Origin of the sequence: Paractinoplanes pyxinae (assembly GCF_026626335.1) — a bacterium.
Lineage (GTDB): Bacteria > Actinomycetota > Actinomycetes > Mycobacteriales > Micromonosporaceae > Actinoplanes > Actinoplanes pyxinae.
This window is the reverse complement of the sequence record NZ_JAPNTZ010000005.1, coordinates 435,341-451,021: the sequence shown is the minus strand read 5'-3', so window position 1 is coordinate 451,021 and position 15,681 is coordinate 435,341. Positions and strand designations below refer to the sequence as shown.

Annotated in this window: 14 protein-coding genes and 1 riboswitch; of the genes, 12 read left to right on the top strand and 2 right to left on the bottom strand. The window is 71.6% G+C overall.

Annotated features, from left to right (window positions below):
* Positions 1 to 99: 99 nt before the first annotated feature.
* A complete protein-coding gene (locus OWR29_RS16435) occupies positions 100 to 570 on the top strand; it encodes a DUF1877 family protein (RefSeq protein ID WP_267563709.1) in 471 nt (156 codons plus the stop codon).
* Here OWR29_RS16435 and OWR29_RS16430 read toward each other — a convergent pair.
* Positions 554 to 1,447 (bottom strand): SDR family NAD(P)-dependent oxidoreductase, encoded by an 894-nt coding sequence (locus tag OWR29_RS16430; protein WP_267563708.1) that lies wholly within the window; start codon positions 1,445 to 1,447, stop codon positions 554 to 556. The genes OWR29_RS16435 and OWR29_RS16430 overlap by 17 nt on opposite strands.
* A gap of 132 nt (positions 1,448 to 1,579) precedes the next feature.
* Between OWR29_RS16430 and OWR29_RS16425 the strand changes: the two genes are divergently transcribed.
* The 11 genes from OWR29_RS16425 to OWR29_RS16375 all read left to right on the top strand — a co-directional run bounded on the left by OWR29_RS16425 (position 1,580) and on the right by OWR29_RS16375 (position 12,966).
* The gene (locus OWR29_RS16425) at positions 1,580 to 1,888 is read left to right on the top strand and encodes an ArsR/SmtB family transcription factor (RefSeq protein ID WP_267563707.1); all 309 of its coding nucleotides are present in this window, start codon (positions 1,580 to 1,582) and stop codon (positions 1,886 to 1,888) included.
* Positions 1,885 to 2,409 carry an SRPBCC family protein gene (locus OWR29_RS16420; RefSeq protein ID WP_267563706.1) on the top strand — a complete coding sequence of 175 codons (525 nt, stop codon included), beginning with the start codon at positions 1,885 to 1,887 and terminating at the stop codon, positions 2,407 to 2,409. The genes OWR29_RS16425 and OWR29_RS16420 overlap by 4 nt, the downstream gene beginning before the upstream one ends.
* Before the next feature lie 39 nt (positions 2,410 to 2,448).
* Entirely contained in the window at positions 2,449 to 2,940 is a 492-nt protein-coding gene (locus OWR29_RS16415) for a SigE family RNA polymerase sigma factor (RefSeq protein ID WP_267563705.1), read from the top strand.
* Positions 2,937 to 4,175, top strand: a complete 1,239-nt coding sequence (locus OWR29_RS16410; RefSeq protein WP_267563704.1) for a hypothetical protein — start codon at positions 2,937 to 2,939, stop codon at positions 4,173 to 4,175. The genes OWR29_RS16415 and OWR29_RS16410 overlap by 4 nt, the downstream gene beginning before the upstream one ends.
* A 33-nt stretch (positions 4,176 to 4,208) precedes the next feature.
* Positions 4,209 to 5,774: a gluconokinase gene (locus OWR29_RS16405; RefSeq protein WP_267563702.1), complete on the top strand. Its 1,566-nt coding sequence runs from the start codon at positions 4,209 to 4,211 to the stop codon at positions 5,772 to 5,774.
* 231 nt (positions 5,775 to 6,005) lie between these two features.
* A riboswitch (cobalamin riboswitch) is annotated at positions 6,006 to 6,131 on the top strand.
* Positions 6,132 to 6,189: 58 nt separating this feature from the next.
* The gene (locus OWR29_RS16400) at positions 6,190 to 8,559 is read left to right on the top strand and encodes a VWA domain-containing protein (protein WP_267563701.1); all 2,370 of its coding nucleotides are present in this window, start codon (positions 6,190 to 6,192) and stop codon (positions 8,557 to 8,559) included.
* Positions 8,559 to 9,158, top strand: coding sequence for a cob(I)yrinic acid a,c-diamide adenosyltransferase (gene cobO, locus OWR29_RS16395; RefSeq protein WP_267563700.1), 600 nt, complete (start codon positions 8,559 to 8,561; stop codon positions 9,156 to 9,158). The genes OWR29_RS16400 and cobO overlap by 1 nt, the downstream gene beginning before the upstream one ends.
* Positions 9,152 to 10,501 (top strand): cobyrinic acid a,c-diamide synthase CobB, encoded by a 1,350-nt coding sequence (locus OWR29_RS16390; RefSeq protein WP_267563698.1) that lies wholly within the window; start codon positions 9,152 to 9,154, stop codon positions 10,499 to 10,501. Before cobO ends, OWR29_RS16390 begins: the two co-directional genes overlap by 7 nt.
* On the top strand, positions 10,498 to 10,917 hold the full coding sequence (locus tag OWR29_RS16385; RefSeq protein ID WP_267563697.1) for a cobalamin biosynthesis protein: 420 nt from the start codon (positions 10,498 to 10,500) through the stop codon (positions 10,915 to 10,917). Before OWR29_RS16390 ends, OWR29_RS16385 begins: the two co-directional genes overlap by 4 nt.
* 82 nt (positions 10,918 to 10,999) lie before the next feature.
* Positions 11,000 to 11,797, top strand: coding sequence for an alpha/beta fold hydrolase (locus OWR29_RS16380; RefSeq protein WP_267563696.1), 798 nt, complete (start codon positions 11,000 to 11,002; stop codon positions 11,795 to 11,797).
* Between the two features lie 65 nt (positions 11,798 to 11,862).
* Positions 11,863 to 12,966: a DUF6236 family protein gene (locus OWR29_RS16375; protein ID WP_267563695.1), complete on the top strand. Its 1,104-nt coding sequence runs from the start codon at positions 11,863 to 11,865 to the stop codon at positions 12,964 to 12,966.
* Between the two features lie 36 nt (positions 12,967 to 13,002).
* Here OWR29_RS16375 and OWR29_RS16370 read toward each other — a convergent pair whose 3' ends face one another.
* Entirely contained in the window at positions 13,003 to 15,342 is a 2,340-nt protein-coding gene (locus OWR29_RS16370; RefSeq protein ID WP_267563694.1) for a GH92 family glycosyl hydrolase, read from the bottom strand.
* Between the last annotated feature and the right edge of the window lie 339 nt (positions 15,343 to 15,681).

The following is a 15,681-nucleotide window of genomic DNA, read 5'->3' as shown; positions in this document are numbered from 1 at the left end:
CGCGGCCGAGCCCCGGTCCGGCCTTCGCGGCGGCCGCTCGCTGACCTTCGGGGCCTCAGTACGCTGCCTGCCATGGCATGCCGGGGAATGTTCTTCGCGTTGACGGCGGATCAGGAAGCCGCGCTGATGGCGACGCGTGATGACGCCGAGGTCCGCGACCTCATCGACGATATCGAGATGGGCGACTGGGCCGGCGAGCCGTTGGATTGTGAGACGGACAAGGCCTGGGACGCCATCCACCGGTGCCTGAGCGACGGAACTCTCGGCTGCGGCCGGCACCTGTCACCGCTCGACATGGCCGTGCTCGGCGGCCTTCAGCATCACGAGGGCGAAGACTACGTCGTGGCGTACCTGCGCGACGGCGAAGTCGCTGAGGTGGCTGCGTCGCTCGCCGTAGTGGATCGGGAATGGATGCGCCGGCGCTATGACCGCATCGACGCCACCGAGTATCAAGCCGAGTTGAGTGACGAGGACTTCGACTACACCTGGCACTGGTTCACCCAGGTGCGCACCTTCTATCTCAAGGCCGCGGCGGCCGGCCGCGCGGTCATCTTCACCGTCGACCAGTAGGGCCCGCGGTCGATTGCCGGTGCTGCTGCTGGCGGCGCCGCGCGTCCCGCATGATCTTGGGGACGGCGGGCGCGGCCAAGCGAGGGAAGAGGTCGACGAAGCGCATCATCGGGGCCCGGCGGCGCGGCACGATCGTCACCGGGCGGGGACGTTCGGTCAGGCGGCCGACCACCCGGCCGATCTCGTCCGGGGTGAGCAGGGGCGCGGTGAAGGAGGCGGCCGCTTCGGGATCGTCGGTTTCGATCAGCGGGGTCCGCACTCCGCTCGGGCAGACCGCGCACACGTCGATGCCCCGGTGCCCGCCCCGCCGCAGGTCGAACAGCGTGCTCAAAGTGAAGGCCATCGCCGCGTGTTTGCTGGCCGCGTAGATCGCCTGACCCGGAGTGGCCACGATGCCGGCCAGCGAGACCAGATTGATCACCTGGCCCCGGCCGGCCGGGACCATGTGGCCCAGAGCGGCGACGGTGCCGTTGATCGTCCCCATGGCGTTGACGGCCAGGACGCGCTGGTTGCTGGCGTCGTCGACCTCCCACGCGTAGCCCACGGCCAGTACGCCGGCGTTGTTGACCCACAAGTCAAGATGGCCGTGCTCGGCGACGACCGCGTCGGCCACCGCTCGATTGGCACTGAGATCGGTGACGTCCAGCTCCGCCGCTCGGCAGTTGGGGCCGAGCCCTTCGATCGCCGCCTCGGCGCTGCCGAGAGCGCTACCGAGAGGGCTGCCGAGAGCGCTGCCGAGAGGGCGGCCGAGGACGCTGCCGAGAGGGCGGCCGAGGGTGCGGCCGGTCGCCCACACCGCGAATCCGCGTCGCGCCAGTTCTGCCGTGATGGCCCGGCCGAGCCCGCCACCGGCCCCGGTGAGGACCGCTGTCCTCATGGGTTGCCTTTCTGCCCGCCGAGCACTGAATCAACGGCGAAGCTACGGCGCGCCCGTGGACATCCACTGGACAAATACTGGACGCCCCTACATGCCTTGACGGTTATATGCCGCGCATGGCATGTTGAGCCCATGGACGCCCTGGCCGCGCTGGCCGAGCCCACTCGCCGGCGGATCGTGGACGCGCTCCGGGTCCGCGAGTGCACGGTCTCGGAGCTGGTGGCCTCGCTGGGCATGAGTCAGCCCGCCGTGTCGAAACATCTACGCGTATTGCGCGAGGCGGGGCTCGTCACCGCCCAGACCCGGGCTCAGCAGCGCATCTACCGGCTCGAACCGGGGCCTTTTCGTGAGCTTGACGCCTGGCTGGCACCCTACCGGCGCATGTGGACACATCACCTCGCCGAGCTGGAGCGCCACCTCGACCGCAAGGAGGACACATGACACTGGACGTGGGAACCGCGCGGGACGCACACCTGGAGGGGAGCGGGGAACCGTGGACGCTCGTCTTCATCCGGGAACTGCGGCAGCCGCCGGCCGTGGTGTGGGCGGCTTTGACCGATCCGGCCGAGCTCGACCAGTGGGCGCCGTTCAGCGCGGCCCGCAACCTGGCTGAACCGGGGCCCACCACGCTGACCATGGTGGACGGGGACCAGAAGCTCGACCTGCCGGCCGTGATCCGGGTGGCCGAGCCGCCCCGGGTGCTCGAGTACTCGTGGGGTCAGGACCTGCTCCGGTGGGAGCTGGAGCCGGCGGGCGACGGCACGAGGCTGACGCTGCGGCACACGCTGGTCGAGCCGTCCGACCACGCCTCGGTCGCCACCGGCTGGCACGTCTGCGTCGTGGTCCTGCAGCACCTGCTCGACGGGGATCCGCACGGCGTGATCCGGGGGCAGGCGGCCAAGGAGTACGGCTTCGACGAGTTGCGCGAGGAGTACGCGAAACTGCTCGTGCAACCTTCCTGACTCCTGCGTTGTCCTCATGGGTGACGGGGGGAGACGCCGATGGGGTTCGACGACTTCGTGCGAAGTCGATCGACGGGGCTGCTGCGGGTCGCGTACCTGCTGACCGGGGACCGGCACGCCGCCGAGGACCTGCTGCAGGAAGTGCTGGAGCAGATGTACGTGCGCTGGCGGCGCATCGACGGCGCTCCCGAGGCGTACGCGCGGAAAGCCCTGGTCAATCGGGCCACCAACCGCTGGCGCGCGCGGGCGCGGCGCCCCGAGACCCCGCTCGGCGACCAGCACGAGCAGCCGGAACCCGACCACGGCGAGGACGTGGCGATCCGCTCGGCCGTGCTCGCCGCGCTGCGTGACCTGCCGGCCCGGCAGCGGGCCGCCGTGGTGCTGCGTTATCTCGACGACCTGCCCGTGCACGAGGTCGCTGCCGCGCTCGGGTGCAGCGAGGGGACGGTCAAGAGCAACGCCGCGCGCGGCCTCGACCGGCTCCGGCGTGAGCTCGGGCCGTCCCTGATCCCGGAAGGGGTGGAGCTGTGACCGACACCGAGATCCGGGACGTGCTGAACCGGGCCGCGGGCGACGTGAATCCGGCACCCGACCTGCTCGACCGGGTGCGCGCCGGAGGTCACCGCCGGGTGGTGCGCCGGCGCGTGGCCCTCGGCGGGGCGCTGGCCGTTGTGGCCGCCGGTGGGCTGGCCCCGCTGGCCCGGCGCCGGTCCGCTCCGGCGATGTTCGACGGGCGCATCAGGGGTGACCTGGCCGGGGACACCGAACTTGCCGGGCGGGTCAAGAACGCGTACGGGCCGGGCAGCCAGGTCCGGTGGATCGGCGACACGCCGTACGGGCCGGTTGCTGCCGTCACCAAACCGTCCGGCACGCCCGGATACGACTTCCAGAGCTTCGTCGAGACCGTCGGCGGGGAGCTGCGACCGGCCGACGGCGCCACGATGGTGCCCGAGGGCTCGGTTCAGCCGGCCGCCATGCTGGCCGGGCCCGACCGCGACGTGCTCGTCGTGATCACCGGGCCGAGCGGCGTCACGTACTCGGAGAAGTTCTCGATCGACGCCGCCGGCCGGATCGCGCGGACGTTCGAGCCGCTGATCGAGACGGACGGGGCCGTCGTCCTTCGCATCCCCGCCCCGGACAGCTTCCTGCCCATCGCCCTGCGGTCGGGCGAGGTGCCGGACACGGTCTGGCTGGCCAATCTCGAGACAGTGGTGGATGCCAGCGGCCGCGCCGACAACCAGCTTCCGCCGCGGATCGACTGGTCGCTGCCGGGCCGTGAGAAGGCCTGGCGGGACGAGCCGACCGGCTCCGAGAAGGACTGGTGGGACGTCGGGACGCAGCCGGCCTACCTCGACCCGTTCGGCTATCACACCTGGACCGGGCCCACCGAGTGGCATCTGAGCGGGGCGACCGCCGACGGACGCCGGCTGGTGGTGCAGACCCTGCAGCTGGACGGCCGGGCCCGCGCCTTCTGGATGACCGGCCGCGCCGGCGAGAAGCCGCGGGTCAACTATCTGGGCCGGCTCGAGGACGGCCTGTCGACCGACGCCACCGACGGCTTCGGCGAGACCTTTCCCATCCTGCACGCGCGCCTGCCGCAGCAACTCGGCGTGGCGGTGGCCGCCCTCAACTGCCAACTGCGTTTCCGCGTACGCGGTGAAGCCTGGCTGCCGATAGCCGGGCACGCCGCCGTCGTCCCGGCCGCCGCGACCGAACTGGAGGCACAGCCCCGCCAGGGCCGAGCGATCCGCGTCTCCCTGCCTTAGGTTGGGAAGCAAGGCGACAAACGGAGGCCGCGCATGGACGTCGTGATCGGGATCGACACCGGAACCACCGCCACCAAGGGGGTGGCCGCCGGGCCCGATGGCTCGATCCGCGCGCTGGCCAGCGTCCACTATCCGCTGTCGGTGCCGGGGTCGGGGCGGGCCGAGCTCGATCCCGTCGCGTTGCGTGACGCTGCGGTCAAAGCGCTGCGTGACGTCGCCGAGATATGCCGCACCAACGGTGACCGGGTGATCGGGATCGGGCTGAGCGCCTTCCTGCACGCGGTGGTCCCCATGGACGCCGACGGCCTGCCCCTCGGGCCGCTGGTTACCTGGGCGGACGGGCGCGCCGGCGAACAGAGCGAGCGGATCGTGGCGGAAGGCCGCGGCAAGCGCCTGCAGGGGCGTACGGGAACGCCGGTCCACCCCATGTCGCCGCTGACCAAGCTGGCCTGGTGGCACGACAACGACCCCGAGACCCTGCGCAAGACGCCGCGCTGGGGCGGGGTGAAAGAGCTGGTGCTGGCCGCCCTGGCCGAGGCGCCGTTCGCGGTCGACCTCTCGATTGCCAGCGGTACGGGTCTCTACGACATCCACGAACGCCGGTGGGACCCGGAGGCGCTCGACATCGCGGGCGTCACCACCGGGCAGCTGGCCGAGGTGCTGCCGACCACCACGATCCTGCGGCTGCGGCCGGAAGTGGCCCGCGCGGCCGGGCTCGATCCGGCCACCCCGCTGGTCATCGGCGCGGCGGATGGGCCCCTGGCGAATCTGGGCGTCGGCGCCACGCCGGCCGGGGTGGCGGCGGTCTCGCTCGGCACCAGCGGCGCGCTGCGGACGGTGGTCGACCGGCCCACGGCCGACCAGGCCGGGCGGCTGTTCTGCTACGCGCTCACCGAGGACCGCTGGGTGATCGGCGGCGCGGTCAACAACGCCGGTTCGGTCGTGCGCTGGGCCGGGCAGAGCTTCGCGTCCGGCTTCGAACGGCCGGGCGCCGAGGGTGAGGACGCCGACGAGCGCGATGCCGCCCTGCTGATGGAGGCCCAGGGGGTGGCGCCCGGCAGCGACGGGCTGCTCTGCCTGCCGTACCTGCTGGGCGAACGCGCCCCCTGGTGGAAGCCCGGCCTGCGCGGCGCCTATCTGGGTCTGCGGCGCGAGCACGGCCGCGCCCATCTGGTGCGGTCGGCCGTCGAGGGCGTCTGCCAGCAGCTGGCGCTGGTGCTCGACTCGTTCACGGCCGAAGGTCACGCGATTTCCGAGGTACGGGCCACCGGTGGCGCGGTCGCGTCGGAGCTCTGGGTCGGCGTGCTCGCAGCCGCGCTGAACGTGCCCGTCGCCGTGGCCGACACCCCCGAGGGCACGGCGCTGGGGGCCTGCCTGCTGGCCCGGCACGCGCTCGGCGAGCTGCCCGACCTCGACCACGCGGCCACGCTGGTGCCGATCGGCGAGCCGGCCCGGCCTGACCCCGACAACGCCGAGCTCTACGCGCGGATGCGGCCCCTGATCGAGTCGTCGGCGCTGGCCGTGCTCGACGTGGTCAAGGAACTCGACCGCCTCGCGCCCCAGCCCCTGCCCACGACGGAGAAAGCGGTGCAGTCGTAGGGTTTGTTTCGTGGCAGGGGCGGGGCTGCGGCGAGGCCCAGATCCCGCCTGGCGGCGTCCCGTGAAAGCCCGGTTCCAACACCGGGAGCCGGGCTTCCACGGGCCACCACCAGACGAAATCTGGACCGCGCCTCGCTCCCACCCCTGCCACGAAACAAACCCTGCGGCTCACATCACCCCGCGTTGACGCGCCGGGCGGCCGTGAGAAAGCATGGCGGACGAGCGGTAGCGGAGGAACCCGGTGCGTAATCCGGGACGGTCCCGCCACTGTGACCGGGGAGCGACCCGCCATCAGAGGCCACGGCATCACCAGCCGGAAGGCGCGCGGCAAGCGACGATCCGGGAGTCAGGAGACTCCGGCCGCTCGTGACAACCGCCGCGCGGGCGTGGACACCCGCGCAGAAGGGGAACCCACGTGACGCCGTACCCGTTCTCGGCCGTGGTCGGCCTGGCCGACCTGCGCCTCGCCCTGCTGCTGACCGCCGTCTCGCCCGCCGTGGGCGGGGTGCTGGTGCGTGGCGAGAAGGGCACCGCGAAAAGCACTGTCGTACGAGCCTTGGCCGCGCTGCTGCCGCCGGTGTCCGTGGTGCGCGGCTGCCGCTTCGCCTGCGACCCCGCTCGCCCCGATCCGCTCTGCCCGGACGGGCCGCACGCTGCGGATTCCCCGGCCCTGAGCCGGCCCGCGACACTGGTGGAACTACCGGTCGGCGCGACCGAGGACCGGGTGGTGGGCACGCTGGACATCCAGCGGGCCCTGGCCGACGGGGTCAAGGCGTACGAGCCGGGCCTGCTCGCGGCGGCGCACCGCGGGGTGCTCTACGTCGACGAGGTCAACCTGCTGCCCGACCACCTGGTCGACCTGCTGCTCGACGCGGCGGCGATGGGCCGCGCCCACGTCGAGCGGGACGGGGTGTCGGTCAAGCACGCGGCCCGGTTCCTGCTGGTCGGCACCATGAACCCGGAGGAGGGCGAGCCGCGGCCGCAGCTGGTCGACCGGTTCGGGCTGGTGGTCAACGTGGCGGCGCCCCGCGACGCTCGCGACCGGGCCGAGGTGGTGCGGCGGCGGCTGGCCTACGAGCTGGACCCGGACGGTTTCGCGGCGCGCTTCGACGCCGACGAGCAAGAGCTGGCCGGTCGGATCGTGGCCGCGCGGGATCTGCTGCCGGCCGTGGTGCTGCCGGACCGCGAGCTCGACCGGATCGCGCTGGTCAGCCTCGCGTACGGGGTGGACGGGATGCGCGCCGACATCGTGGTGGCCCGATGCGCGGTCGCCCTGGCGGCCTGGCACGGCCGGTCGCGGGTAACTCCCGATGACGTACGCGATGCCGCTCGGCTGGCCCTGCCGCACCGCCGCCGGAAGGATCCGCTGGACCCGCCGGGAACGGACGAGCAGCGCCTCGAGGAGGCCCTGAACGAGGCGGACGCCAAGCTCGGCGACGACCCCGACGACACACCCCCCGGCGACGGCGGCCCTGATGGCAACGGCCCCGACGACGGAGCGGATGGCAACGGCCCGGACGACAGCGCGGATGGTGGCCCCGACAGCGGCGGCGCAGATGGCGGCCCGGACGGCGGCGGAGCGGGCGAGAGCGGCTCGAACGACGGCCGGGCGAAGGGCGCCCGCGCGGACGGGAGCTCGGCGGACGGATCGGCCGGTCCGGATACCGGCGAGCGGCCGTATACGGGACCGCCACCTACAGCATCCAACTCTTCCTCACCCGACATTTCGGAAATGTCCGAAGAGGAAGGGAGGCAGAGGGGCAGGGCCGAAGCAGCCCCGGTGGCTCCGGGCGCGGCCTTCCGCACCAAGAACTTGAGCATTGCGCGCCGGGGAGAGGGCGGCCACGCGGGCCGTCGCTCGCCCTCGTTGTCGCGGCGTGGGCGGGTCGTGGGCTCACGCATCCCGACCGGCCGCCTGGCCGGGGCGCCGCATCTGCCGGCCACCCTGCGCGCCGCTCTGCACCGCGCCGGCGTCGAGCGAGCCGAAACAGGCTCGAACTTACAACGCGGGGGCAGCGAGCAGACCGGCGTTGGTTCCGGATCGATCGATCGGAGGGCCGACCGGGACAACGTTTCGCCCGGCTTCGACCGGGCCGGCCGGAACGCCGCGTCGCCGGGCCTGGAGCTGGGTGGGCAGGGCGCCATGTCGCCAGGGCTGACCGTCGAGCGGGCTGAAGATGCGTCTGCGGCAGGCCGTGCTGGGCTGGGGCTGGTGCGCGAAGTGGGGGCGCGGGCGGTTGTGCTTCCGCGGGATCTGCGGGAAGCGGTTCATGTCGGGCGGGAGTCGAACCTCGTTCTGTTCGTGGTGGATGCGTCGGGGTCCATGGCTGCCCGTAAGCGGATGACCGTGGTAAAGACGGCGGTCTTGTCGTTGCTGCGGGACGCGTATCAGCGGCGGGATCGGATCGGGATGATTACTTTTCGGGGGCATGACGCCGAGCAGGTGCTGCCGCCCACGTCGAGTCACGAGGTGGGTGTGCTCCGGCTCGCCAGTTTGCGCACCGGGGGACGTACGCCATTGGCCGCAGGCCTTCGGACCGCGGCCGCGACCATCGCGACCGAGCGGCGCCGGGACCCGCGCCGGAGGCCGTTGCTGATCGTCGTCACCGACGGGCGGGCCACGAGCGGACCCGACCCGGCCACCGTCGCGCCGGCCCTCGCGGGAGTGTCCACAGTGGTGGTCGATTGTGAGTCGGGGCCGATCCGGTTGCGGTTGGCGGCCCGGCTCGCCACCGTGCTCGGCGCCGACCTCATGCCGCTGGAGAGTCTGGGACGTGTTGCCTGATGCCACAAGGAAAAGTCACCTCCGTGCCCGATGACGGCCTGACCACCCGCCAGCGCCGCCGCCAAGCCGTCCTGGCCGTCCACACCGGACACGGCAAGGGCAAGTCGACCGCTGCCTTCGGGATGGCGTTGCGGGCGTGGAGCGCGGGCTGGCCGATCGGCGTCTTCCAGTTCGTGAAGTCCGAGAAGTGGCGCGTGGGCGAGGAATCCGCGCTGAAGGCACTCGGCACCACCGGGGGCGCGCCGGTCACCTGGCACAAGATGGGCGAGGGCTGGTCGTGGATCCAGCGCGCCGGCACCGAACGGGACCATGCCGCCGAGGCCGCCGAGGGGTGGGCCCAGATCAAGCGGGACCTGGCCGCCGAGACCTACCGCTTCTATGTGCTCGACGAGTTCACGTACCCGATGAAGTGGGGTTGGGTCGACGTCGACGACGTGGTGGCCACGCTGGCCGGGCGGCCCGGCACGCAGCACGTCGTGATCACCGGCCGGGACGCGGCGCCGGCCCTGCTCGAGGCGGCCGATCTGGTCACCGAGATGACGAAGGTGAAGCACCCGATGGACGCGGGTCGCAAGGGGCAGCAGGGCATCGAATGGTGAGCATGCCGCGCGTCGTGATCGGCGCGCCCGCCTCGGGGCACGGCAAGACGACGGTGGCGACCGGGCTGCTGGCCGCGTTCGCGCGCCGCGGGCTGCCGGTGGCGCCGTTCAAGGTCGGGCCGGACTACATCGACCCCGGCTATCACGCGCTGGCCGCCGGCCGGCCGGGCCGCAACCTCGACCCGGTGCTGGTGGGGGAGGAGCTGATCGGCCCGCTGTTCGCGCACGGCTCGCAGGGCGCCTCGCTCGCGGTCATCGAGGGCGTGATGGGCCTGTACGACGGGCGTACCGGCGCCGGCGAGACCGGGTCGACGGCCCAGGTCGCCGGGTTGCTGGATGCGCCAGTGATCCTGGTCGTCGACGCGGCCGCGCAGGGCCGGTCGATCGCCGCTCTGGTGCACGGTTTCCGCAGCTTCGGCAGCGTGCGGATGGCGGGCGTGATCCTCAACCGGGTCGGCTCGGACCGGCACGAGGCGATCCTGCGCGAGGCCTGCGAAGAGGTCGGCACGCCCGTGCTGGGCGCGTTGCGGCGGGCTGACGCGGTAGCCGCTCCCTCGCGCCATCTCGGGCTGGTGCCGGCGGCCGAGCGCCGGGCCGAGGCCCAGGCATCGGTGGACGCGCTGGCCGCGCTGATCGAGTCGTCGGTCGACCTGGCCGAGGTGATGGCGATCGCCCGGTCCGCCCCGCCGCTCGACGCCGAGCCGTGGTCGCCGGTCGCCGCCGAGCCGGTCGAGGGCCGTCCGGTGGTTGCGCTGGCCGGTGGGCCCGCGTTTTCCTTCGCGTACGCCGAGACCGCCGAGTTGCTGGCCGGTGCTGGCGCCTCGGTCGTCACGGTCGATCCGTTACGTGACGAGGTCCTGCCCGAAGGCACGCGCGCGCTCGTGGTCGGCGGCGGTTTCCCCGAGGTGTACGCGTCGGAGCTGTCCGCCAACGAGCCGTTGCGCCGCTCGGTGGCGGCCCTGGCCGCCTCGGGCGGGCGGATCGCGGCCGAATGCGCCGGCCTGCTCTGGCTGTGCCGGACGCTCGACGGCGCCCCGATGTGCGGCGTGATCGACGCCGAGGCAGCGATGACACCCACGCTGACTCTCGGCTACCGCGATGCCGTCGCACTCACGGACAGTCCGCTCGCCCCGGCCGGCACCCGGGTCACCGGCCACGAATTCCACCGGACGACCGTGCACCCGCGCTCGGGCCTGCTGCTATCACCGGCCGGCGGCGCGGCGTGGGCCTGGCGGGGCGCCGATCCGGAGGGCTTCGCCACGGATGCGGTCCACGCGTCCTACGTGCATCTGCATTGGGCGGGCAATCCGGGCTTCGCCACGCGGCTGCTCACCGGTCTGTGACCTCGCGCGCCGGGACCGGTCCGGTGCCGGCCGGTGCGACGGTCGCGGTCGGAGTCGGCGCACGGCCGGGAGTGGCGGGGGCTGACCTTCATGCGGCGGTTCGGGCGGCCCTGACGGTGGCCGGTCTGGCTCCCGGCGACGTGACCGTGCTGGCCACCGTCGATCGCCGGGCCGGCGAACCCGCCGTACGGGAAACCGCTCTTGGCCTTGGTTGGCGGTTGCTTGCCCTGCCGGCCGCCGAGCTGGCACGCCAGAACGTGCCCAACCCGAGCCGAACCGTCGACGGGGCGGTCGGCACCCCGAGCGTCGCCGAGGCAGCTGCGTTGGTCGCGGCCGGCCCGGGCGGCACCCTGCTGCTGCCGAAGCAGGTGTGCGGCTATGTCACCGTGGCGATCGCCCGCTCGGCCGCGGCCTGACCCGCTCGCCGGCGACCGTACCGAGCCGCGATGCTCGGATTGGCCCGTTCCGCGGCGCGACCCCCTGACTAACGTCGATCACATGAGCACAGCGGAGGTCAACGGCGTCACGATCGACTACGACGACACGGGCGAGGGACGGCCGATCGTCCTGGTGCACGGGCACCCGTTCGACCGCTCGATGTGGCGCCCCCAGGTCGAGGCGCTGGCCGGCTCCGGGTGGCGGGTGATCACCGCCGACCTTCGCGGCTACGGCAAGACGACCGTGGTGCCGGGCAAGACGCCGCTGTCGACGTTCGCCCAGGACGTGGCCGCGCTGGCCGACCACCTGGAAATCGACGACTTCGTGCTGGGCGGCCTGTCGATGGGCGGCCAGATCGTCATGGAGTGCTACCGCCAGTTCCCGCACCGCATTCGCGGCCTGATCCTGGCCGACACGTTCCCGCGTACCGACACCCCCGAGGGACAGGCCGCCCGCCGCGCGGCAGCCGACCGCTTCGAGGCCGAGGGCAACGCCTGGTACGCCAAAGACAACTTGGCCAAGATGCTGGCCGCCTACAACGTAGAAGCCATGCCCGCGGTCGCCGACCACGTCACGACGATGATGACCGGCGCCCCGCCCGCAGGCGCGGCCGCCGCCCTACGAGGCCGAGCCGAACGCCCCGACTACCGCGACCTGCTCACAACAATTACGGTCCCCACCCTCATCGCAGTAGGCCGCGACGACGAGTTCACCCCGGTCCCCGACGCCGAAGAGATGCACGCCCTCATCCCCGCCTCAACCCTGGCGATCATCGAAGGGGCCGGCCACCTCCCCAACCTGGAGCAGCCGGTCCCCTTCAACGAAGCCCTGCGGGAGCTACTGGCCGGTCTGAGCTGATCGGTCACCTCCGTGGCCCGATCGGCCAGGGTGGGTGCTTCGTCGGATTCGCTAGTGTCGCCGAGATGCAGGCAGCGCTCTACTACCCGCTGATCAACGTTCCACAGACGGCTTGGTGGACCCGGACCCTCTTGTACTGGGACGAGGTCGGAACCATCGTGCCGGAGGCCTACCTGAGGCGGCCGGACTTCTACGACGACTACACCCGTGCCTTGGTCCGCGCCGAATTGGTGGTGCAGCGGCTTCCGTACGAGGTGCGCTCGACCGGTCGAGAATTCGGCCGGTTCATTGCCGGGATCCCGCCGATGGAGATCGACCGTCGGCGTCAAGCGTTCGCGCGTGGCGAGATGACACGCATTCACTATGACAAGACGCTCTATTACGGCCTGGGTTTGGAGGACCTGCCGAGCGGGCTGGCCGGCAGCGAAGGCCGCGGCCAGTTCGGACGCGAGTGGGTGCTGATCGAGAAGACCACCGCCGCGGAGTTCATGGCAGGACTGGCGCTTGCCCTCTGTGAGCCCGGAAGCCGGCCGTCCTCCTCCCGCTCGACCTGGGTGCCGACGACCGATGACCCGGGCGCCTTGCGGGCTCTGATGTCCGGCTTGACGCCCGTTCCGGAGGGCGAGGAGGGCGACCCGACCGAAACTCGAGCCGAATCGGAGATCAGGTACGCCCGCTTTCGCACCCACCTGCTCGAAGGTCTTCTGCCGGTGCCGGCCGAACCGCTGCCGGTCGAGAAGATCGTCAAGTTCCGCCGGCAGCGTGGGGATCTCCTCCCGCGGCTACGCCGGCACATCGAGGACCGGGTCGAGGAGATCTACGCGATCGAGGACCGGTTGCTCAAGTTCCGCAAGCTCGACCGGATCCGCGAGGAGCTCGAGGAGCAGGTTCAGCGGGCCGAACGCTACCTGGGGGAGATCGGGTGTGAGCGCGTCTCCCGCTCGCCCCTCATCAAGCTCTTGAAATTCATACCCGGCTTGAAGGATCCCATCGAGGTCGGCCAGGATGTCGCCGAGAGTTTGCGTAAGCACGGAGACGTCACTGCGCATACTCTCGCCTATCTGGCTTTCGCCCGTGTCGAGCTGCTTGGTGAGCAGCGTTTTACATCAGCGCACGAACGCGGACTCCCGTTGATCGACGCGATCGCGGCCGACTCTCGTCAGGTGTGACGGCCGGGACCACGGCGGTGGTCCCGGCCGGAACGGTCAGTGGTCCTTCGGGAGGTCGGCCGTGGCGGTCGCCCAGGTGGTGTTCGGGGTGGTGCCGAGGGTGAAGTCGAGCGTGCCGCCGGTCAGGGTGAAGGACTCGGGTAGCCAGGACCTGGTGAGGCGGGCGCCGTTCAGGCGGGCGCTCTGCACGTACTTGTCGGTGGTGTTGGCGTTGATGGTGAGGCGGACGTTGGTGCTGCGCTCCACGATCGCCCTGGGGAAGACGGGGCTGCCGAGCAGCAGTTCGGCCCGGCCGGGGGTCTGGGGGAACAGGCCGATCGCGGCGAAGACGTACCAGGCGCTCATCGTGCCGAGGTCGTCGTTGCCGGGGAGGCCGCCGGGGCCTACGCCGTACGCGGTGTCGACGATCTGCCGGACCGTCTCCTGCGTCTTCCACGGTTGGCCGAGGCCGTTGTACAGCCAGGGCGCGTGGATGCCGGGCTCGTTCGTGGGGTCGTAGCGCAGCGCGTTGCCGCCCAGCACGGCCCAGTTGCCGTTCTCGTCGTGGAACAGCGTGTCGAGCCGGTCGGCCGCCTTGGCCCGGCCGCCCATCAGCGTGGCCAGGCCGGACACGTCCTGCGGGACCATCCAGGTGTACGTGGCGCTGGACCCCTGAGCGAAGCCGACATCCGTGCTCGGGATGAAGCCGGGCTGCCAGGCGCCGTCGGCCCGCCGCGCGGCCTGGTAGCCGACGGCCGGGTTGTACGTGTTCTTCCAGTAGTCGCCGCGGGGCAGCAACTCACGGCTCCGGGCGGCGAGGCCGAGCTTCTGCGACCACATCGCCAGCGAGAAGTCGGCCAGCGAATTCTCCAGGGTCTCGGCCGCTCCACCCCAGCAGTGGCAGATGTCGTTGGCGGCGTATTTCAAAGCCAAGTACGTGTCGAGAGTCGCCCGCTGGCCGGTGCACTGCCCGGGGCAGCCGGCGTCCGACAGGGCCTCCGGATTCTGGATCGTGGCCTGCCGGTAGAGGGAGTCGAAGGCGGCCCGGGCATCGAAGTTCCTGACGCCCATGGCGTACCAGGTGGCCAGGGTCGGCGCGGCCGGGTCGCCGGTCATCACGTGGGTCGGGGCGCCCAGGTGCAGCCACCGGTCCCAGATGCCGTTGTTCTGCGCGGCGAAGTCGGCCATCGATGTCGCCATGTCCCCGGCGACGTCGGGCCGCAGCAGTCCGAGCAGCTGGATCTGGGCCCGGTACTGGTCCCAGCCGGAGAAGGTGCCATAGACCGCCTTCTGTCCCGGCCGCATCCGGTGCACCTTCATGTCGGCCCCCAGATACTGGCCGTCGACATCGTTCATCGTCTGTGGCTGCATGAGCGCGTGGTACACCGCCGTATAGAAGGCCGTGGTCCGTGCCTCGGTGCCGCCGCCGACCCGGATGCGCTTCAGTTCGGTGTTCCAGGCGGCCCGGGTGGCATCCCCGACCGTCGATGGCGTGGCGCCGGCCGGAATCTCCGCCTCTCGATTGGCCGCGGCGCCCTCGGCGCTGACGTACGAGATCCCGAGCCGCATGCGGACATCACTGTCGGTAGCCGTGTCGAAGCCGACCCAACCGCCCGAGCCCTTGCCGGCCCGGTCGGCTCCGGTCAAGTAACCCTCACCGCCTTCGATGGCGGTTCCTCCCGGATTCAGGGCCGAGTTCTGCCAGGTGCCCGTGCTGGCGAAGTCGCGGTCGAAGACGGCATCGAAGAACACCTTGTAATAGGAGCGCCGGTTCGGGTTGGTGGCGCCCCCGCCGTTGCCCCGCCGGCCGCAGAATCCGCCGGTCAGGACCCAGCCCTTCACCGTACGGGTTTCCGGGTCGATGGTGATTCCGGCGTTCTCGCTGCCGTTGAGCGAATTCGATGTCCGGAACAGCAGATTGGCGGGCTGCCCGGCCGGGAAGGTGAAATCACCGACGCCCGCCCGGGTGCTTACCGCGAGGTCGGTGCGGACCCCCGAGTCGAGGGTCACCGCATACCGCCCGGGGGTAGCCGTCTCGTTGGCGTGGCTGAACGTCGCGGCGTACTTGGCGTCCTTGGTGTCGGCCGTGGGGGAGGAGTCGACCGGGCCCGCGTACGGGAGGATCGGCACGTCGCCGGCGGCGCCCGGGGCGCACCCGGCGCCATTGACGTGCGTCAGGCTGAAGCCCCGCAGCTTGGTGACGTTGTAGTCGTACCCGTTGGAGGCCGGCGCCCCGGTCTGGTCGCCCGTGGTGGCGGTCGGGCTCCAGGCGATCATGCCGAACGGGCGGGTCGCGCCGGGCCAGGTGTTGCCGCCCCGGGTGGTGCCGATGAAGGGGTCGACGTAGGCCGCCGGATCGGCCACCAGGGCCGGCGGGGCGGCCTGAGCCGGGACCACCGCGCCCCATCCTACGGCCATTAGCGCCGCCATACCGGCGGTTAAGGTCAGACGAATCTTTGGCATCGACGTGCGCCTTCCTTTAGTAAACACCGGAAAACGTACGCGAAAAGGCCGTTCTCCGCTGCCTCGGGCCGGTGAACGTCGGGTGGACGCCACGCATCGGATATGGTCGATCGCCGACGCCGGAGAGCGGAAACCGTTGCAGCGTAACGCTCGGAGGCGTTTTCCCGGCGGCTCGCGGCGTGCTCGCGGGCGCCCGGCGGGTTCCACTGAGGAACCGGCGGCCCGGCGGCCGTAATTTGATATTCCGGGGTCTCGGGAGGGGCCGGTGGGACG